15 protein-coding genes are annotated in these 21,323 nt (G+C 45.6%); 5 read left to right on the top strand and 10 right to left on the bottom strand.

The annotated features are described in order from the left end of the window. Positions 1-18 precede the first annotated feature (18 nt). From NE665_RS11780 to srtB, 10 genes are all read right to left on the bottom strand, one after another. Entirely contained in the window at positions 19-5,310 is a 5,292-nt protein-coding gene (locus tag NE665_RS11780; protein ID WP_178759971.1) for a fibronectin type III domain-containing protein, read from the bottom strand. Positions 5,311-5,675: 365 nt separating this feature from the next. After that, positions 5,676-8,753, bottom strand: coding sequence for an ABC transporter ATP-binding protein/permease (locus NE665_RS11785; RefSeq protein WP_117444125.1), 3,078 nt, complete (start codon positions 8,751-8,753; stop codon positions 5,676-5,678). 953 nt (positions 8,754-9,706) lie between these two features. After that, complete coding sequence (locus NE665_RS11790) at positions 9,707-11,338, bottom strand: DAK2 domain-containing protein (protein ID WP_117444127.1); 1,632 nt, start codon at positions 11,336-11,338, stop codon at positions 9,707-9,709. A gap of 9 nt (positions 11,339-11,347) precedes the next feature. After that, positions 11,348-11,707 carry an Asp23/Gls24 family envelope stress response protein gene (locus NE665_RS11795; protein ID WP_117444128.1) on the bottom strand — a complete coding sequence of 120 codons (360 nt, stop codon included), beginning with the start codon at positions 11,705-11,707 and terminating at the stop codon, positions 11,348-11,350. A 78-nt stretch (positions 11,708-11,785) separates the two neighbouring features. Next, positions 11,786-12,565 (bottom strand): FtsQ-type POTRA domain-containing protein, encoded by a 780-nt coding sequence (locus NE665_RS11800; RefSeq protein WP_117444129.1) that lies wholly within the window; start codon positions 12,563-12,565, stop codon positions 11,786-11,788. Continuing rightward, complete coding sequence (gene murB, locus NE665_RS11805) at positions 12,553-13,455, bottom strand: UDP-N-acetylmuramate dehydrogenase (RefSeq protein ID WP_117444130.1); 903 nt, start codon at positions 13,453-13,455, stop codon at positions 12,553-12,555. Before murB ends, NE665_RS11800 begins: the two co-directional genes overlap by 13 nt. A 6-nt stretch (positions 13,456-13,461) precedes the next feature. Then, a complete protein-coding gene (murG, locus tag NE665_RS11810; RefSeq protein ID WP_117444131.1) occupies positions 13,462-14,535 on the bottom strand; it encodes an undecaprenyldiphospho-muramoylpentapeptide beta-N-acetylglucosaminyltransferase in 1,074 nt (357 codons plus the stop codon). 67 nt (positions 14,536-14,602) lie between these two features. Next, entirely contained in the window at positions 14,603-15,685 is a 1,083-nt protein-coding gene (ftsW, locus tag NE665_RS11815; RefSeq protein WP_117444132.1) for a putative lipid II flippase FtsW, read from the bottom strand. Positions 15,686-15,737: 52 nt separating this feature from the next. Then, positions 15,738-16,448, bottom strand: a complete 711-nt coding sequence (locus tag NE665_RS11820; protein ID WP_233104656.1) for a hypothetical protein — start codon at positions 16,446-16,448, stop codon at positions 15,738-15,740. 76 nt (positions 16,449-16,524) lie between these two features. Further along, entirely contained in the window at positions 16,525-17,298 is a 774-nt protein-coding gene (gene srtB / locus NE665_RS11825; RefSeq protein WP_117444134.1) for a class B sortase, read from the bottom strand. Between the two features lie 136 nt (positions 17,299-17,434). Here srtB and NE665_RS11830 point away from each other — a divergent pair, with 136 nt between their 5' ends. The 5 genes from NE665_RS11830 to NE665_RS11850 are packed head-to-tail and all read left to right on the top strand — an operon-like array spanning position 17,435 to position 21,285. Next, a complete protein-coding gene (locus NE665_RS11830; RefSeq protein WP_002610489.1) occupies positions 17,435-17,704 on the top strand; it encodes an autorepressor SdpR family transcription factor in 270 nt (89 codons plus the stop codon). Continuing rightward, positions 17,701-18,357: an SdpI family protein gene (locus NE665_RS11835; protein WP_117444135.1), complete on the top strand. Its 657-nt coding sequence runs from the start codon at positions 17,701-17,703 to the stop codon at positions 18,355-18,357. The genes NE665_RS11830 and NE665_RS11835 overlap by 4 nt, the downstream gene beginning before the upstream one ends. Beyond that, a complete protein-coding gene (locus tag NE665_RS11840; RefSeq protein ID WP_118654599.1) occupies positions 18,350-19,075 on the top strand; it encodes an ABC transporter ATP-binding protein in 726 nt (241 codons plus the stop codon). Before NE665_RS11835 ends, NE665_RS11840 begins: the two co-directional genes overlap by 8 nt. Beyond that, positions 19,068-20,714, top strand: coding sequence for a hypothetical protein (locus NE665_RS11845; protein WP_117444508.1), 1,647 nt, complete (start codon positions 19,068-19,070; stop codon positions 20,712-20,714). The genes NE665_RS11840 and NE665_RS11845 overlap by 8 nt, the downstream gene beginning before the upstream one ends. A 10-nt stretch (positions 20,715-20,724) precedes the next feature. After that, on the top strand, positions 20,725-21,285 hold the full coding sequence (locus NE665_RS11850) for a DUF3783 domain-containing protein (protein ID WP_117444507.1): 561 nt from the start codon (positions 20,725-20,727) through the stop codon (positions 21,283-21,285). Positions 21,286-21,323: the final 38 nt, after the last annotated feature.

A 21,323-nucleotide genomic window follows, 5' to 3' on the forward strand; every position in this document is an offset into this window, starting at 1 on the left:
TCTCCTTTCTTTTCAGTATTATTTTGTCAATGTGATTTCCGGCAAGATTTCCGGAATATTGACCAGCAGGGTATCGCTGACCAGCCGCTGTCCTTCATTGGTCAGGGCATTGTCCACACGATACAGCTCTGCACGTACTTTTTCAGGCAGATTTACACTTTTCAAATCGTTCGGTGCAATCCAGTATACCCAGGTACCCTCGGAAACCTCTCCAAGCAATGCATCCTGTGGATTTGGGGCAAAAATAACCTGATTGGCAATCAAAGACCCCTCTGCGTCTGTTCCGCCGATGATATTTCCTGCTTCATCGTACAGCATAACGACATTATAAGCCGGGTTGCCCTTATAGGTTCCTGTAAAAATCAGAGATTCCTTTTCAATCTTCTGTTCCTCATGCGTTTCGTCTTTTTCCTGAAGGATATAATCTTCTTTCAGAATACCGATTGACGCTGTCTTTGTCACTTCCTCATCGTAAAATTCGATATTATCACCGGTTGGTCCCAGGATATCCAATTCCGGAATGACCAGAGTTTTATTTTTCTGATTCAAGGCGGTGATGCGTACATAAACAGCATCATAGGTTGCTATCCATGGATCATTATTTGCATTCTGGAAATAGACGGTTGCCACATCATTCGTAAAGTCAAAGGTTCCTTCTTTAAGCTTTTTGAATGTTTTGCCATCCTGACTGATTTCAATTCTGTAATTTGTTATATCATTGCGATCATCCTTGCCGCGGTGATAACGCAGCGCTGTCACTTCCGTGGTTTTTCCCATATTGATCGTAATCTGCGGATTCGCATTCGTAGATGCACCGGTATAGGTGTTTTCCTCTGCCCTGCTGTCATCAATCATGCGGTATGCCGCTGACTTCAGCTGCGGAGCACATGGATCCTCTCCTTCTGCCGGTTTTTGTTCATCGTCTTTTGACAGCATATTCGTCGTAATGGTCCAGTTTTCCTTGACCTGACTGCCGTCACCCTCTACCTTGACAGGAGAAACCTGTACAGCAGCGGAGCGATTCAGGAATTTATCAACCACAGTTACCTTGTAGGAAACAGAACGGTTACTCATAGGACCTAGCTGATCCGTGAATTCGTTATCCATGGTAAAACCGACAACCTCATCCATCTGCTTCCCCTGTTCGTAGGTCGTTCTGACAATTTCATAGCCAAGGATAGCTTCTGCCTGTTCCGCTGTATTGCCCAGTGTCAGTGTTACGCTGGAGCGGTCATTCTTTGAAACAGATGCCGTAGCGACATCCCTGCCGCTGATACCTTCACTTGCCCCATGCTCGATTTCATAGGCACGTGCTTCATCATTTACATAATAAATGGCGCGTGTTTCCTTTTCAAACTGCTGCATATATGCCTTGGTATCCGCATCCATCACCATACCCCAGCGCTGGAAGAAGTCACTCAAATCCTTTTCTGCCGCAGCACTCGCCAGACGCATGATATTCTGTTTCCCGTCCCTGCCGAGTGTCAGCTTTATACCACCAGGTGCAGGTGCCAATGCTGTATTTCTAGCATAGCTGTCAACGCGTGCAAAGAATAGATTCTCGAATATTTCATCATAATCCGCATATGTCCTGTAGTTATATCCGCGATCATATGCCAGATGCAGCTGCCAGTACATGCCAAGCTGTGTGAATACATTTTCACTGCGTCCTGTTACATTGGATGTAACTTTCTGATACACATCCTCATATTTGAAACGCACACCGTTATTTGTCTCATCCGCCTGTGCCAGAAGGGAGAAATAATTGTTCGTGATTTCAGCGATTGCATAGCTTCCCTGATTGATATTGTGCCCGATTTCATGGGCAATGCCCCAGCCGAAGTATTTCCCGGCTCCGACCTTCTTTCCGTTTTCATCAATTTCTACAGGCTTGCTGTTTACCAGAGCGCTTGTGGATCCCCATTCAATCCCGATATGATTGCCCGCCGCATACATAAAGGCGCCGTCAAACATTTTCATATATCGGATATTCAAATGCTGTGCAGGCAAATGATTCTTGTCCTTCACATTTTGTGCAGTGCCTTCTTTAAAGTTATTGGTGAGTCCCTTATGCTGATAGAAAAGTGTCATCATGTCATCCATTGCCTTTAAGGAAGCGTTTAGCTTTTCAGCACCTGCCTCGACAGAATCGGCTTTGACTGCATTCCACACCTGTGAAGCCGGTATGGAGTACATCATCTGATCCAGCATAATATCCGTGATATTCAAAACACACGTTTTCTCATCATATGTATAGTCAACCTGCTCATTGCCCTCTGTTTTGTGAGCTTTCTCATGCTGCTGCTGTAAATTCGGTACAAAGCTTTGCAGTTCTTCGACATAGGTGCGAATTCTTTTCATTCGTTCTTCCGTATCCTTCACCTGATACAGATCCAGCTTTAGAACCCTTGTACCTGAACTGACTCTAACAGCATACTGATCTGTATCCTTGTTTCCATTATATTGAATATAGAGCGAGCCGCCCTTTTCAACATCGGTTGAAGTGATCTGCGGAATTGTTATCTCATTCTTGCCGACCTTTAAGTTCGCAACCGTCTTGGCAAATCCGCTTGCCTCTGCATGCTGCTGCGTTGCTATAAGACTCAAGGAACTGTTCTGCCCGCTTTTCATTCCCGGATTTCCGACATAAATGACCAGCTCCTGTCCTGCATATGCACTGATGCCCAGCGGCTGCCATGCATTCAGACCGCCAACAGCAATACCGGAATCCTTATTTGAGCGAAGACCGGCATGAACAGCAATCGTATCGTTCAGCTTATCCTGATCCTCAAACAGCTGTTTCGCTGTATCCAATTCCGTCTGCAGTGCTTTTTGATCTGGATGATATTCTCCATGATCCTTGGTATCAAGACGCTGCTGCAGTGTATTCAGCTGCTCAGCACTGACACCCTTTGTGAGCGTCAGATGGAGATCATCTGCAAATAATGCCTGAATATCCGATTCCAGAGAATCGTATTGGAAGAAACGGATTTCCGCTACCATGATGTTTCTTACACCGCCGGATGTAGTCAGCCCAAAACGCACCCTGTTTGTTTTGACCGGCTCTGCGAGCTTGATAACATAATATTTTCTTCCCTGTCCATCATCCTTCTGTTGAATGCGGACATCCGCTGCCTGTATTTCTTTATTTTGTGCACTGTCCCAATAATAAATCGCCGCAGCACCATAGCCTACCGTATCCATCGGCGCAGCCAGTGTGAAACGATCCATCGTGTATTCCTGATCCAGTTGTACGGTTGTACCCCACTGCCATTGGTGATAGCTGACCGCATCATCCCAGTCCTCTAAACGATAGTAGGATTCATAGCTGTCATCCACTAGACCATTCGCACTTTTCGCATCCGTATCCAAACTGCTGTTCACCATGCTTCCAACAACATGCTTCGCACTTACGATATGCTGTGTGAGCTTTCCTTCCCCATGGGAATCGTTAATCAGCTTATAGGAAGGCATATTCGCACGCTTTGCACTTAAAGTGGAAGCTTTAACCATCAGGGAGGCAGGACCTTCCCCTAATTCATTCACTCCTGTAACATATAAAACATACGTCGTTTCATCCTTCAGATCATTCAATGTAGTACCTGCTTTTGTGATATTGCTGATTTTGGTAAAGGATTTCTGCGCTTCTTCTTTATAGAATACATTATAGCTGTCCGTATCCTTCATGTTTTTCCATGATACGTTTATGGAGCGATATCCGCCGGATGCCTTTACATCGTCCGGTGCCGCTGGCTTACTGCTGGTCTGCGGTGTCATTTTTATCGGTGCTGAATACCCGCTTTTCCAATCACCGTTCACAGACTGTACGGATACCATATAATCCTTTTTATTTTCCAGCTTATCCTTCTTAAATTGTGTGACCGTCACACTCGGTACCGTTATTTTGATAACCTCGCTGTGTCCGTCTGCCTCAATTCTTACCTCATATCCCGTTACATTTCTTTCCGGCGTCCATGAAACTGTGAATTTTTTGTCTCCGACAGTCCCCTGCAGATTTTTCGGTATGTTCATCTCCGGCTCCGGGATCCGTGTTTCCATATCATTTAAGAATTCAACCTTGGAAATTTCTACCAGACTCCCCTGCTTTTGCGTCGTTTTCGTTACCTTAATCGTCACCCTTTTAACCGCGATCTGATCACCGAGATGTACAATCAGATTTCCCTTTGCATCCATTTCCACATAAGGTGAGGAAGCAGAACGACGGGAACGGTAGTAATTAACGATCGGTATTTGCAGTGGCTCAGCCTGTCCCTCAATTTCAACAAGGACCATGCCATCCGCAATTTTGTTTGCACTCTCAACCGGCGCCTGAATGGTAAAGCCCTCCATGCGGATCGGCTGTTCACTCCTCTGGAAATCAAAGGTCAGCTGCAACGGATTTTCCGTACTGATTGCCTGCCCGTCTGTATTTTTCAATGTCACAACAGATTCCGCCTCCAATACATCCTCCAGCTTTCCTGAAACAAGCTCTGTTCCCTCCTCTATGGAAACACCTACTGCGCTATTTGGAACTCGCCTTTCAACCGCAGAGGTCTGCTGCTTGTATTCCTTCCCTTCATCATATAGCTTCTGCAAATCCGCAAGATCTACCTTTCCATCATGATTGATGTCATAGATGGTATCTCCGCTCTCCTGATCCAGCGCATCAATGAATTCCTTGATCTGCAAATTCGATGCCTCATATGCCAGCAATCCGGGCTGCACAGCGTTGGATTGCTGTGGTGCTGAACCAAGATAGAGCTGAATGCTTTGATCATAGCCATCCATCTGAAATATCTGTTCATACATTCGATACCCCTTCGCAGCTACCTGCAATGTATAGGTTCCTTCCGAAAGATTTTCAAAAACAGTAGATGTCTTGGAAGCTCCCTGCGTAGCCTCCATAACAGCAGTTCTTGTCTCCTCTTCAGATTCGTGCTTCAGCGTCAATAAAAAGCTCTGACGCTCAGCTACTCCTTTTCCTGTTAAAAAAGAAACGGTAATACTGCCGTTGATCTGTTTTTTAACAGGCACCTCTTTGCCTTCCTCGTTATGTTGTTCCTTGAGAGCTGTTTGTGGTTTCTCATCACTTTGATCCTGTGTCTGCGTTCCCTCAGCTGCTTCCGATACCGTCTGCACCGGCTGCTCTTGTTCATTGACCACTGCTTTTGACTGCTGCTCCTCAGACTGCTCCTGCACTTCAACAGGCGTTTCTGAATCAGTTTCAGCCTTCATATAGCCGGAAGGAGAACCAAGCGTTAATTGTAACAGCATACATCCAGCAAGGATCAGGGAAAACCATCGTTTCATAACCTCTCCACACCTTTCTCTGTAACATCTGTACAGATTGCTATATACAGAATTACTGTAAGAATTATAACCGTTTTATCTTTTATAAGGCAATAAAAAAGCTCTTTTTTTATCAAAAAGGTTATAATTTCATCCATAAAACTTACATTAAAAAATTTCCCTTCCACAAAGGACAGACTTTTTGCACAACCGTTTTTTCTTCATCCAAGAAGAAATTACAAAAGAAGAGGTCGTTCACTTTAAAGCGCAGTACATCTTCATTGTATATGAAAAAAACAGCCGTGAGATGATTCCCGCAGCTGTCTGCTTGTTTTATTGAAACTTCTGTTCCGGTATATGGAATAGCGTGCAGGCACGCTTCTTGATCATTCTGTACGCAGGGCGGTAACCGGGTCCTCCTGCGCTGCTTTCTTTGATGGTATCAAACCGCCAATCAGTGTCAGAATGACACTTAGTACAATCAGGATGATACCTCCTGCCAGCGGCAGTGCCGCGCTGACCTCCACATTGCCTGCCAAATGATGGATCAGCATATTGCCAGGTATGAGCAGCAGCAGAGTGATAATAATCCCAAGAAGTCCTGCCAGCAGTCCGATGATAAATGTCTCCGCATTGAATACCTGCGAAATATTCTTCTTGGAGGCACCGATTGCACGCAGAATACCAATTTCCTTCTTGCGCTCGAGAACACTGATGTAGGTGATAACACCAATCATAATAGACGATACCACAAGCGATATTGCGACGAATGCAATCAGTACATAGCTGATAACATTGATGATATCAGTCACCGAGGACATCAGTGTACCCACATAATCGGTATAGGAAATCACCTTGTCTTCATCCACCTTTTCCATTTTGGCATTATAGCCATCCAGTACATCAATCACCTTCTGCTTGCTTTCAAAATTTTTCGGATAGATGCTGATGCCGCCCGGTTTATCCAGATCGGCATATCCAAGATTTTTCAAATTTCCATCATAGGAGGAGACCTCTGTGGTCATCAAGGACATCATCAGCTCTGAAAGCTCTTCTTCATTCATATTCATTTTAATCGCCTTGGAAAAAACGCTTGCGTCAATCTGAATTGCATCCTGCATACTGCTGGCAAGATTCCCCAGCTGGCTCTGCAGCTGTGTGCTCAATTCCTTTTGCAGCTGCGCCGTCAGTGTGGATGCATACTGTGTCATGATCGTCTGCATCTGCTTCTGCAGCTGTACCTCAAATTGCTCTGTCAGACCGCTTTGCTGCAGCAGCGTGCTCATTTCCTTCTGAATCAGCGCCTGTGCAGAATCTGTCTGTAGATAGGCAAGGAAATATTCATTCATCCTGGTAGGATCCAGCAGTGCATGCTCCACCATATATTTCTGAAAATCTGTCTGTAATGCTGTTGCCAGCACTTGCAGCTGCTCCTGTGAAATCTGAACATCCAGATTGGACAGGATACGTTGAAAATCAAGCTGCGGCAGCTTTGCCATATCAACCTTGATTCCGCTGAGATCAAGCTTTGCCATATCCATATTCAGCTTACTCTGATCAAAGGTAAAGGCCTGTTTCAGCATCTGTGTATCTACAGTGAATAAAGAATTCATATCAAATGTATTGCTGCTTTTATCTGTAAACGCCTTACCGGTAAATACATCCGTATCCGGCTTTGCCAGCTGTTTCTTAACGATTTCACTGTTCTTAGCCTGCTCGATCACATGCATGGTCAGCTCAGCAGGATAACCGATTCCTGCTTTCAGCATTGTCGCAGTCGCAGAGCTGCTAGGCTGAACAACGCCGACGATTTTTATGTTTTCCCCGTTTTGGATCAGCTGCTTCATATACTTTTTATCTTCTGTCTTATCCTTATATACGTGATAGTTTTTGTCATATACATAATAATCTGCAGCATCGACTAGCTTATAGGTAGTTCCCACAAGCTCATCATAGCTGTAGGAACGACTCTCATCCGGAACCTTTACCTTCACGTCTCTAGAGAATTGCTCCACCATTTTGTCAAGCTCCTCATAATCGCGTAGTCCCAGTGTATACAGCATAAAATCATTGATATTGCCGTTCTTTGTCAAAACCAGAACACATTCATTATACCGCTTGGGCCATCTGCCTGCTTTGATATCGTATTGATCCTCATACAGCCCGGTATCCTGCGGCATCTGGTAAAACACATCAGTGCTCATCATAGAGGACATCATGCTGTTGGTATTGTTGGAGGAGCCAAAGCCTAGTGAGGAAAAGGAGGTATCCGGATGTACCTGACGCAGGGTATCCTTTTTAGCACTATAAATCTGCGGTGCTACCGCATAGGTATATTCAATGGAATTGGTATTTTTCTCAAGATCGGTTTTTCCGTTATCCAGATACTGCTTCAGTGATGTCAGATCATTGGAACCGATTTTTGAAAACATGTTCGTAATCATTTGGGAAACGTGAATTTTATCTTCCTCGTCGTCTCCCTGCTTTTGACCGGGATGCGTATCTGTCATCATGGATGTAATATCAAAGCCTGTACTCTGAATTTGCAGCGGATATTCGGACAGGGTTTCTTCCTCGATGGATTGAATATACTGATTCACACCGTTGGAAAGGGAAAGTATCAATGCGATTCCAATAATTCCGATTGAACCGGCAAAAGATGTCAGTATGGTTCTCGCCTTTTTGGTGCGAAGATTATTAAAGCTCAGTGACAGTGAGGTCAGAAAGGACATGGATGACTTTCCCATATTTTCATGCTTGGGCTGTTCCAACCCGTCTTCACATATTGCATAGGGATCGGAATCACTGCGAATTCTGCCATCCCGCAGCGATACGATACGGGTTGCATAATCCTGTGCCAGCTCCGGATTATGGGTAACCATGACCACAAGACGATCCTTGGCAACCTCCTTCAGCAGATTCATAACCTGCACACTCGTTTCACTGTCCAGTGCTCCGGTCGGCTCATCTGCCAGCAGAATATCCGGATCATTCACCAGTGCACGTGCTATGGCAACACGCTGCATCTGTCCGCCTGACATCTGATTCGGCTTTTTATGTCCCTGATTGCCCAGACCAACCTCCTCCAGAGCCTTTCTGGCCTTTTCTCTTCGCTCTGCCTTGGATATACCGGAAATCGTCAGTGCAAGCTCAACATTTGCCAGCACTGTCTGGTGCGGTATCAGATTATAGCTTTGAAAGACAAAACCAATGGTATGATTTCGATATGAATCCCAGTCTCTGTCACGGTATTTCTTTGTTGAAATACCATTGATGATCAAATCTCCCTGATCATAACGATCCAGTCCTCCAATGATATTTAAAAGGGTCGTTTTACCGGAGCCACTCGGTCCCAGTATAGCGACAAATTCATTGTCCCGCAAATTCAGGCTAACGCCATCCAATGCCTTTTGTATCAAATTTCCAGTCTTATACTGCTTAAATATATTTTTTATTTGAAGCATATCGAACACCCTTTCCCGAATCCTGTTTCCTTCTATTACAGAAAAACAGGTCTGTTATGTGAATTATACGCAAATATCTCGAGAAATTCAATCATGTAAGGAAAGGAAACCTTGTTTTTCAAAGAAAACCGTGCATTTCCCACGTATTCACATCGTTTTTCAATTTCTAAAGGGATACGAATAGCATAAGCATCGTCCTTTCATCGATACTTTTTGCCTTTTAATAAAATCTAAAAAGCATCCAAAGGAGAAATATATTTTCTCTATGCAAAACATCAAAGAGCTTGAACTATCTAAAAAATGAGAATATCTATGATGACATTATCAAGTTTCAACTTCTCACTGGACTACGCATTGGCGAAACATTGGCTATTGCAATGAATGATATTAACTTTAATGAAAACTATATCGATATTAACAAATCTGTTTCAAGAGTAAATAAAGAATTTATTGTTGATACTCCTAAAAGCAATAATTCTTATCGAAGAATCTATATAAATAAGCTACTGAAAGAAATTATTAATCATAACTTGAAATCAAATCTTTCTATTTTCAATTCAAGATATGTTGATATGCTTTTTAGATTCACTTATTGTGAAGTAGTAATGATGAACGTATGTCTGAAATCATGTTTTGTTAAACTGTGACAAGCAGTATTCTTGCGAATAGCCTTTAGTTTAGAGCGAACATTGGCATAATGAACGTAAGTATCGACTATTAGAATAACATCCGATATCCAGTTTCACACAGCACATGAAGCTAGCGTACAGATATCTTTAAGTGTTGAAAATATATGTAATAGCCTTCCCCTCTCCCCCCTAAATAAGCACCAAAAATAAATTCAAAGCATAATTAATGATACTTCATCATACTACAAGATACAAAAAAGCTCGAATCTATCGAGCTTTTCGTATCCTATTGTATTTTTAGTATTGTGTAGTATTTTTGAGTATCTACTCGACACCGAGAATAAAGCTGTACACCGGCTGATTTCCGCTGTTTACTTCCACTTCAACATCGTATTTATCTTCAATGTAGGAAGCAATTCCCTGTGCTTCTTCTTCCGTGATGTCCTCACCATAAATCAGTGTAACGATTTCGCTTTCCTCATCCACCATGGCATCAATCAAATGACGTGTCGTATCCAGCTTATCCGGATTCGATACAATGATATCCTTTTCCAGAATACCCATGTAATCCCCTTCACGGATTTCCATGCCTTCAAAGGTTGTATCCTTAATCGCATACGTTACCTGTCCGGTTTTCACAAGTGCAATCGCATCGCTCATTTCCGAAAGATTCATATCAAAATCTACCTCCGGATTAAACATGATGCATGCGCTCAGTCCCTGTGGAATCGTCTTCGTCGGAATAACCTCCACATGCTGATCCTCACATACCGATGCCGCCTGCTGTGCCGCAAGCACAATATTGGAGTTGTTCGGCAGAATGAAGATATGCTCGGCATTCACCTTATCGATTGCCTGTACAAAATCCTCAGTAGAAGGATTCATCGTCTGCCCGCCACTGATGACATAATCGGCACGAAGCTCTGTAAACATATCCTTCAGTCCATCTCCAGCCGCAACTGTGATGATGGCATATTTGCTCTTCGGCTGCTGTGGCGCCTCTTCTTTTTCAACTGCGGCATTCATCATGATGTTTTCATGCTGCTCCTGCATGTTTTCCACCTTCAGCTTGACAAATTCTCCATAGCGCTGTCCCATGTTCAGGGCATCTCCCGGTGTCAGTGTATGCACATGCACCTTTACGATATCATCATCCTGCACACAGACGATGGAATTCCCGATGCTTGCCAGAGAATCACGCAGAGATTCCTCTCTGAAATTTTTCATGCCGCGCTCAGACAGACGAATGATGAATTCCGTACAATAACCGAATTCCTCACTTTCCATGGATGCCTGAACACCCTCGCTTGTTTCGCCTGCTTCCTCTTTCTGAATGATTGTTCCCTTCATTGCAGAAAGGAAGCCTTCAAAAATCGTCACAAGTCCAGCACCGCCGCTATCCACAACGCCGACTTCCTTCAAGACAGGCAACAGCTCCGGTGTACGAATCAAAGACTCCTTGGATTCCTCCACCATCTTTTCCATAACCTGCGTTACCGTTACATCCTGTGTAGAAGTCGCATAGGCATACGTATAATCAGCAGCCTCACGCACAACGGTCAGAATCGTTCCTTCAACAGGACGCATTACTGCCTTATACGCTACTCTGGACCCCTGTACCAGTGCATTTGCCAGCTGGAATCCGTTGATTTCCTTCATGCCTTCCACACCCTGATACAGACCGCGGAAAATCTGAGAGGTAATAACACCGGAGTTACCGCGCGCCCCCATCAGCAGTCCCTTGGACAATACCTTGGCGATTTCACAGACATCATCACTCGGACAGGCCAGCGCATCCTGTACACCGGCATTGAATGTCAACGACATATTTGTTCCCGTATCTCCATCCGGTACCGGGAATACGTTTAATGCATCGATTTCACTGAATTTGTTGGACAGCAGATTCGCACCGCTGGCCAGCATATCCTTAAATAAACTTCCGTTAATTGTCTCCATATGCAGTACCTATTTCATAACCTTTACATCCTGCACATAGACATTCACTTTTTTGAATTCCAGTTCCAGGGATTTTTCAAGCATATATTTCACACGTTGCTGCACTTCGTAAACAATCTCGCTGATTTTTACTCCGTGAGACACTACGATGTACAGGTCCAGCTCCAGATGATCATCCTTCTGGCGAACCACAACACCTTTTGCGTAATTTTCTTTCTTTAACAGTTCTGCGATACCGTCCTTCAGAAATTTCTGAGATGCCATACCGACTACCCCATAGCATTCTGTCACAACACCGCCAGCCAATGAAGCAATGGCATCAATGGAAATTTCGATATTTCCATACTGTGTACTTTTAGAGATTGACATAATATTCCTCCTTACATCTTATTTATTATACCAAAAACCGTATAGATTTCCAAGAATGTTCCTTCTTTTCTTGCCTGTTTATTCTTTTTTACTGCAATTTTCGTTATGTATGGAATGCGTAGCAGCATCCGGCCATAGGCAGACATTGCTCTTTTTCAGACGCTTCAGCGTTCCCAGATAGTCGTTGAGCAGCGGCATGGACTCATAGGAGGTGAAAATGGTATTCCCGTCCTGCATGATGATTTTCACCATATGCTTGTCATACGATGTTTCATACGGAACCATTTCCGAAATCATCTGCACGATGGAATCGTCCACCTTCTGCTTTCCGCCAAAGCTCTTGGCAAGCTTTTTTCGCTCTGCAGCCGTAAAGCCGTCCACGAGCGGATAATTGACAATCGTATCCAGCTTAGCGCTGTCGATCACCAGACTGCTTCCGTCATTCACCAATGCATAGTTTTTCCCATTATCGATATAATATCCGACAATACTCTTTTCTTTCACATCAATGGTAATGGCACCATCCAGTCCCTTATGTACGGTTGCATCCTCAATCAGATCATCCTTCTCCAGCTTCCATTCCAGATAAAAGCGGGGAATGACGATATAGCGGCTGTCATAGGTCAGTCCCACCTTTTGAAGAACCATTTGTTTTGTATAGAAGGAATTTCCTCTTACATCCAGTGATTTCACCTTAGAAAAATCACTGATAAAGTACAAGGCAGCAAGCACGCACGCAGCGAGAAGAATCAGCAGTCGCTTCTTTCGTTTTTTCTTTCTGCGGTTCTTTTTTTTATTCTGAAGGGCCAGGTATTTTGCTTCGACGTCATCATAGAGAAGATCGTTTATATCTTCCAATTGAATTTCTCTACTTCCGTAATCAGCTCAACGCCAAAGCGGTTCCGTACTTCCTTCTGAATGACTTCTACCAGCTGCACTACATCCTCTGCCCTTGCATGATCTTCATTGATGATAAAGTTCGCATGCTTCTCTGAAACCATCGCTCCGCCGATCCGTGTTCCCCGCATACCGATTTCTTCAATCAGCTGCCAGGCCTGATGATCCTTGGGATTGCGAAACATACTGCCGGCACACGGCTTGTCCAGCGGCTGGGAGGACATGCGGCGCTTTCGGCGGGAATCCATCAGATCGCGAATTTCCTTCTGATCCCCCTGCTGCAGCTGCAATCTGGCACCCAAAATGATCCAATCGCGGTGACTCTGGAAGATAGAATGGCGGTATGCGTATTCCAGCTCCTCGACTCGCATGACGACAATCGAGCGATCCTTTAATATATAAACCTCTTTTAAAATCTGTGAGATATCACTTTTATAGGCACCCGCATTCATGAAAACCGCGCCGCCAAGCGTACCGGGTATCCCACTGGCAAATTCCAGTCCGCTGAAGGAATTCTTCATTGCTTCATGTGCAAGCATGATAATGCTGGCACCCGCCTGTACCAGACAAGAGCCTTCCTCTTCAAAGAAAAAATCAGTAAAATAGCGGTCCAGACAGAGGATCGCCCCTTCATAATCATCATCGCTGCAAAGGATATTGCTTCCCTTGCCGAATATCCGGTGCGGAATTCCTTCCTCCTTCAGGATATCCAGAATCCGAAGCAGACACAGCTCATTCTTCGGATAAATAAAATATTTGCAAGTCCCGCCGATACGAAATGTCGTCCGCTTGGACAGCGGCACCCGGCATTCCACATCGCCATAGGACTGTAGTTTCATTTCTATATTCATTTATGTTCACCTTTTCATTTCATCGCACCAGTTCAGAATATCCTCACTCGCATTCGGTTTTCCAAGCGCCAGCGAAGCACTGCGCATGGAAGCGCGCAGCAAATCATCCGACATGATCTGATCAATTGCTTTTGATAATGCTGCCGCATTCAAATCCTTTTCCTCCAGCATGACAGCCGCCTTATGATCGACCAGCACACTGGCATTATAAAACTGATGGTTGTGGGCAACATAGGGACTTGGCACCAGAATGCTCGGTGTTCCCAGCGCAGTGATTTCCGCTGCGGTTGTTGCGCCGGCACGGCAGACGATCAGATCGACATGTGCCATGATATCCAGCTGTTTTACATAATCGACGACTTTTATATGCGGAGCATGAATCTGCTTACGCATCTCTTCGTAATTGTTTTTTCCTGTCACAAACAGTATCTGATAGCGATCACTCACAGTCGGCAGTGCATCCTTCATGATGGCATTAACGGATGTAGAGCCCAGTGATCCCATAACAACCAGGATCAGTGGCTTGTGCAGGCTCAGACCAAGTGATAAAAAGTAGTCCTTGTCAAATTTGGCATGGACCGCATTACTCGCGCGGGGATTACCCAGCAGTCTGGTTTTTTCTCTGCCGAATTCCTCAAAGCATTTCTCATAACAGATGACGATCGCATCCATATACTTAGCGACCATTTTATTAGAAACTCCGACAATGGAGTTTTGTTCATGGATAATGGTAGCTACATGCTTATGATGTGCAGCCAGCATAACAGGTGCACTCACATAGCCTCCAAAGCCAATCGCGATATCCGGTTTAAATTCATCAATGATCCTGCAGGCTTTACGGTAACAGTTCATCATCAGCAGCAGTGCCCTGCACTTGTTGAAGACATTTCCTGTCAGTCCGCTGGCATGCAGACCCTGAAAGGCGTAACCATGGGACGGTACTTCACTGGCCTCCATTCGATCATCATTTCCCACAAACAATATCTCAATATCCCCATAGCGCTCTTTTGCGGCATCCGCCAGCGCCAGGGCAGGATAGATATGACCTCCGGTCCCTCCAGTGGCAATCAGCATTCTCATGTAATCACTCCTTGTTTTTTATTATACCATAGGAAGACGTGTTACTGCGCAGTAAATTTTATGTTTTTCAGCTTTCATTTGCGATGCTCATCAAGAGCCCCATACTGCCCATCATAACAACGAGCGAGCTGCCTCCATAGGATATGAAGGGTAAAGTAATTCCGGTAACCGGAAACAGACCGACGACTACCCCAAGATTGATCATCACCTGAATGGCAAACAGCGAAATCAGACCGATAGCGACATAGCACAGATAGGGATCCGTGCTGTTTTTAGCGATTTTCACTCCCTGATAAATCACCATCAGAAATAAGGTGATTAGGATACAGCAGCCGATAAAGCCGAATTCCTCAGCAAAGATAGCAAAGATGAAATCCGTCTGTGGCTCCGGCAGATAGAAATGCTTCTGCATGCTGTTATCAAAGCCGACACCCAAAATCCCTCCCGGTGAGATGGCAAACAATGATTGGATGATCTGAAAGCCGGCTCCCAGCGGGTCCTTCCACGGATCGATAAAGGAGGTGATACGGGCAAGCCGATAGGGTGCGGAAATGATCAGTCCGCCCAGTCCGGCAGCCCCCAGCATGCCGACTCTCACAAAATAAGAAAGCGGAGAATCCGCCGCAAGCACCATGACGACAATGGAGCACACCATGACCATGCCGCTTCCAAAATCCGGCTGCAGCAGAATCAATCCGAAGCCGAGCATAACCAGAAAGGCCGGAAACAGCAAATCGCGTTTAAAGGTTTTGATACGGTATCGCTTTGCCAGAAAATCCGCAACATAAATGATGATGGCAATTTTGAAGAATTCGGATGGCTGAATCAGAAAGGAGCCGACACCGAACCAGCTGCGGCTTCCGTTTCGCTGGATGCCAAGTCCTGGTACCAGTACCAGAATCAGGGCAATCACGCACAGGATGAACAGCTTTTTTCCATACCTGCGAAGCTTCGTTAATGAAATGCGGCTGGCCACATACATAACAAAGACACCAATCAGCGCAAACACCGCCTGTCTGCTCATAAAATAGGATGCATCATGAAACTTTGCGGATGCCCATACGCGGGAAGAGCTTCCTACCATGATCACGCCGATGACCACCAGCAGCAAAATCAGCACGGTGAGCGTCCTGCACTTTCTGGAAAACATAACTACCACCTCTGACACAGTGTATGCCGCCAAGAAAAAAAGTAGTACCCGACTACTTTTCTCTGTATTTCCCATTCAGGATATCATCCTCGACATGTACCTTTCGCAGATTGATCGTTCCAAAGACGCAGGATACATCAACCGCAAGATCCTGTGTACCCTCCGGATGATGCTCCACGCGGGTATTACCGAATACATTTTCACTTTTTACACGATAGTGTATCGTATCACTGACAAGCAGATCAATGCTGCCAAACACCGCTTCCAGCTTTACATAGCCGCATTCCGTTAAATCCGCATCCACCAGATCGATCATCTGTGTTCCGAAGATACTTTCCGCCTTCAGCGAATATACGGTACCGCGCGCATTCAGCCGTTTGTTTCCGAAATAGGTGGCACTGCGCAGATCACGGCGTCCATCCTCCTCCTGCAGAATGCTGTCCCGATGCCTGAAGCGCAGAAAGCTGTCACCGATAATCATGCGGCAGCCTAGCAGAATCAAGCCGATCGCCACAAGCATGCCCCATGTCAGACGGATACTGATCCAGTCATTTGCACTGCACAAAAGATACACTCCGAGGAAGAAAACACAGCCGTTTCCGAAATGGAAGCCATCCTCAAAAAAGCTGAACACTGCCGGTACAATCAGAAACAGCGTCCACCAGCCAGGGAAAAAGATGGAGAAATCCCACCAGTCCATGGCACCTCCTAAATATCCGATTCCAACTGCCAGAAACAGCAGTCCGATAATTCTTGACTTCATATGCATACGTGTTCTCCTTTCACTTGCGCCTTCTTTCAAAGCTGCAGGACCCGCTATACATTGGTATCCCTCTTTTTTATTTCTTTACTGTCCCATCCCATTTCACGAGCACAGCATGCAGCAGATAGCGCAGCTCGCTTGGCTGTCCATCTCGTTCATAGGAACAGGTGCTCAATGAGACGATACGATCACGATTCTGTATGGTAATCGCTCGCTTGAAGTCCGAACGCTTTTTCACCATATCCACGTAGCTCATAAAGTCCGCATCATCCGCGTATTGCAGCCGATAGGAATCACTTGTTGCCGTCGTTGAATACATACTGAAGATTTCACAGCGGTAATTCTGCTTCTCGGTAAAGATGTAAAGATAGGGATGCTTTTCAAAAAATGCCTGCTCCTTAAACTTTTCCAGCTCGGCAAACATGGTTCCATGCTTGACGTTGTGTCCGTAGATGATCGTGTTTCGATCCTGAAAGGAAGCATCTGCACCGGCATCCATAAAAATAGCACCGGCATAATTTTCCTTTTTTTCAAAGGTGTGATTCAGATAATAGGAATTATCGCTTCCCTGCACGATGGGATAGGATATATCTGTATCCGGAATCAGAATCCAGCCGACAACCTCCGGATTTTTCTCCTTCAATGCTGACCAATCGATTGTAAAATCTTCCTTTTCCGGATTTTTGGGAACCTTGGCAACCTCCTGCACCGCATCCTTTTCCTTTCCCTCCTGATAGTTCAGATAGTAGATGCTGATCAGCTTGTAGGCAGAAAAGAGAAAGACGGCCAGAGCGATGACAAACAGTATATCGTATATGATTTTTTTTGATTTTGACATAGGCTTCTTCATGCGGATACCTCCGTTGCTGATTTTCATTTTACCATAGTTTATACAAAATTACTATCCATACGAAATTTGTTTGACAATCCAATCGTTCTGTCCTATACTTCATTTAGACATCTATCTAAATGAAAGGAGTGATGCAATGGGATTTCAGGAAACCTTTAAGGCGCTGTCCGATCCGACCCGCAGAGAAATCGTGAATCTGCTGAAGGACGGAAAACGCAGTGCAGGCGATATCGTTTCGCATTTTTCAAGCACGAATGCCACGATTTCCCACCATCTTTCCATTCTTAGAAAGGCTGGTCTGATTACAGATGAAAAACAAGGGAAATACATTTATTATGAGCTGAATACCAGCGTGATTGATGAAATTATCGGCTGGATCACATCCCTGAAAGGAGAAGAGCAATGAAAAAGCAGACCCTGGGCATCGCGTTTTTGATTCTGATTACGTTTTTATTCTGTCTTGGGATTCTTCCCTTCCTGCCCGCGCAGATACCGATTCACTGGAATGCGGCGGGTGTTATCGACGGCTGGTGCGATCAGCTTTTTCTGCTTCTGTTTCCGGTATTGCAGCTTGCGATGGCCGCTGTATTTTCACTTATCCGGCACATTGATCCGCGCAGGAAAAACGTGGAGCGCTTTGCATCCACCTGCAACGTATTTTTATTGGTACTGTGTCTGCTCATCTTCGGGATGTGTCTGATAACAGCGATTTCCGCCTGGAAGCCGGATGCTATCAACGTGCCGATGGCAATCACACTGGGACTTGGCATCCTGTTTGCCGTCATCGGGAATCTGATGCCGAAGATACGTCAGAATTACTTTATCGGCATTAAGACCCCCTGGGCGCTGGAGGATGAGGATAACTGGCGCAGAACCCATCGCATGGCAGGACGTTTATGGTTTACGGCCGGCTTGAGCATGATGCTGCTCTGTGTGCTGCCCAAAGAATTTCTGACGGCCTGCATCCTTGCCATTGTACTTGCAATCGCATTGCTGCCTTATGTTTATTCATATGCACTGTTTCGCTCAAAGCGGACGAAAGGAGAAAACAATGATTGAAATCAAGCATGTCACAAAAATATACGGAGGAACCCACAAGGCTGTGGATGATATTTCTCTAACCATCCCCACGGGAGAAATCATCGGCTTTATCGGTCCCAACGGTGCCGGCAAGACCACAACGATCAAAATGATCACAGGTGTGCTTAATCCGGATGAGGGAGAAATCCTGATCAATGGAAAAAACATCGTAAAGGAGCCGCTGGAAGCAAAAAAGGAATTTGGAATCGTACCGGATAATGCCGATATCTTCCTGCGTCTGAAGGGCTTGGAATATCTGAATTTCATGGGCGATATCTATGAGGTTGACAGTGAGCAGCGCAAGCAGCGCATCGCTTCCTTGGCGGAAACCTTTGAAATGAAGGACGCGCTGAATGACCGCATTCTTTCCTATTCTCATGGTATGCGTCAGAAAATCGTCATTATGGGTGTGCTGCTTTCCGATCCGAATGTATGGATACTGGATGAGCCGATGACCGGGCTGGATCCGCAATCCTCCTACTCCCTGAAGGAAATGATGAAGGAGCATGCCCGAAAGGGAAACACCGTATTCTTTTCCACTCATGTACTGGAGGTTGCAGAGCGCCTGTGTGATAAGGTAGCCATCATCAACAAGGGACGCATCGTGTTCTTCGGTACACTGGAGGAGCTGAAGCAGCTGCATCCGCAGTGTGATTCTCTGGAAGCCCTCTTTATGGAGGTTATTGCCCATGCGTAAATATCTGTCGCTGACACGTGTTCTGCTAAAGAACTCCATGGGGATGATGAGCGACGGTAAATCTAAGAAAACACTGAATGTGATTCTATACGGTGTGCTTGCGCTCTGTATGATTCCGCTGAGCTTCACGCTGTACATGATGTTTGATACCGCCATTGTTCAGCTGCAGGCTCTGCAGCAGGAGGGAGCTGTTCTGGCGCTGGGCTTTCACCTCTCCTCTCTGGTTACCTTTCTGTTTTCCATTTTTCTGATTCCCTCTATCTTTTATTTCAGTAAGGATTCCGAAACACTGCTCTCACTGCCCCTGCCTCCTCAGACGATTCTGAGTGCCAAATTCAGCGTGTGTCTTGCATATGAATATGCCTTTACGCTGATTGTCTTAGCACCGCTGTTTATCGCCTACGCAAGCAATACTGTGATTGGTATCCCCTATGTTCTGCTTGCACTGGTGATTTTTATCACACTGCCGATTTATCCCCTCGTCCTCTCCAGCATTATCACGATGCTTCTGATGCGCTTTGTGCCGTTCTTCAAGAATCGTGACCGCTTTAATATGATTGCCGGTATTCTGTCCATCGTTCTGGCCTTCAGCTTCAGCTTTGCCATGAATTCCGGTACGATCAGCGAGGACCCCAATGCACTGATCACCATGCTGGTTGCGGGACACAATTCCATGATTTCTCTGTTCTCGAAAATTTTTCCAGCGATTCCCTTTGCCGCAGAAGCACTTATCGGCAGTGATGTAGTGCAGCTGGCCTTGTATATTCTCATCACCTGTGCTGCTTTGGCGGTGCTGGTTATTCTGGGAAAATGGCTGTACTTCAAGGGAGCCATCGGCTTCAGTGAAACCAAAAGCTCCCGCAAGGAGCTGTCCGCAAAGGAATTTGCCCGTGTCAGCCGCCACAGCAAGGTACGCACCTATCTGATCAAGGAGCTGCGTCTGCTCGTACGTACACCGGTGTATGCATTAAACTGCATCGGCATGTGTCTGTTGATGCCGATCATGCTGCTGGTTATCTTTATGACCGCGGATGCGGATGTCCTGCTGCAGCAGCTGCCGGATATCACACCGTATCTGGACGGTATGCTTCCCTACGCTGTTCTTGTCGGCATGGCATCCGGCTTTCTGTTCAGTAATCTGAATATGATTTCCTCTACCGCCATATCGCGTGAAGGCAGCAATCTCTCCTTCATGAAATACATTCCGATGTCCTTGAAGCAGCAGCTGCAGGCAAAGGTTGTCAGCGGCATCCTGATGTCTGTCATCAGCATGCTGCTGACACTGCTCTGTGTTTACTTCCTGCTGCCGATTTTCCCACTTACCTGGTATTTCGCTGCCGCAGCAGCTTCCCTCATCACCATCGTGCTTGGCAATTATGCAAGTCTTGCATTGGATATCCTGCACCCTAAGCTGGTTTGGGAGCAGGAGGCTGCCGCCGTCAAACAGAATATGTCAGGAATCGTGTCCATGCTGGCAAGCATGGCGTTGTGCGTCCTATTCTGTATCGTACTCTTTATACTACCTGATGATTTCCTTCTCCTCACAACTGCAGGCATGGTGATTGCAGGCATTGTCATTGATGTGGTATTCTATATGCGACTTGATCGATTCGCACAGAAGCGCTTCGATCAGCTATAGGAGTGAACATATGAAACGTGTGATTGTATATTTCGGTGACGAGAAACAGAAGCAGCCCATCGTGGAACAGGTACTGAAGGAGCTGCAGATGGACTATCGCATCATTCCAGACGATTTGCTTAACCAGCGTGTTGCCGCCCTGTTTCATCTACCCGGCTATGATGAAATACCGGACACTGCCCCTGCCCACCACAGCATTGATCTCATGCTGTTTGAAGAGGCCTCGGATGAGGACATACAAGTGCTGAATGAACGCCTGCAGGCAAATGGCACCGCCATGCAGCGAAAAGCAATGCTGACAGAGCATAACAAACGCTGGAAATTCAGCGACCTGCTTTCAGAAATCGAACGGGAGCATACCTACTTTCAAATTATGGATGCTCTGCGCCCCCTGCTTGTCCAAAGCAGTGAGCTGGTGATTGAAGCCTACACCCCCGCTTCCTGGAAATCGTATGAGCAGGCCTTCTATCAGGCTTATGCATGTATGAACAAGGAATGCTCTTTAGAAGAGATCACTGCCGCCTACAAAGCCCTGTCCTCTGCAAAGAAGCAGCTGATACCTGCAGGATAAAAACACCTCTGCATGAAAGAGGCATTCCTGTCAGGTGG

Origin of the sequence: Clostridium sp. DFI.1.208 (assembly GCF_024463855.1) — a bacterium.
GTDB lineage: Bacteria > Bacillota_I > Bacilli_A > Erysipelotrichales > Erysipelotrichaceae > Clostridium_AQ.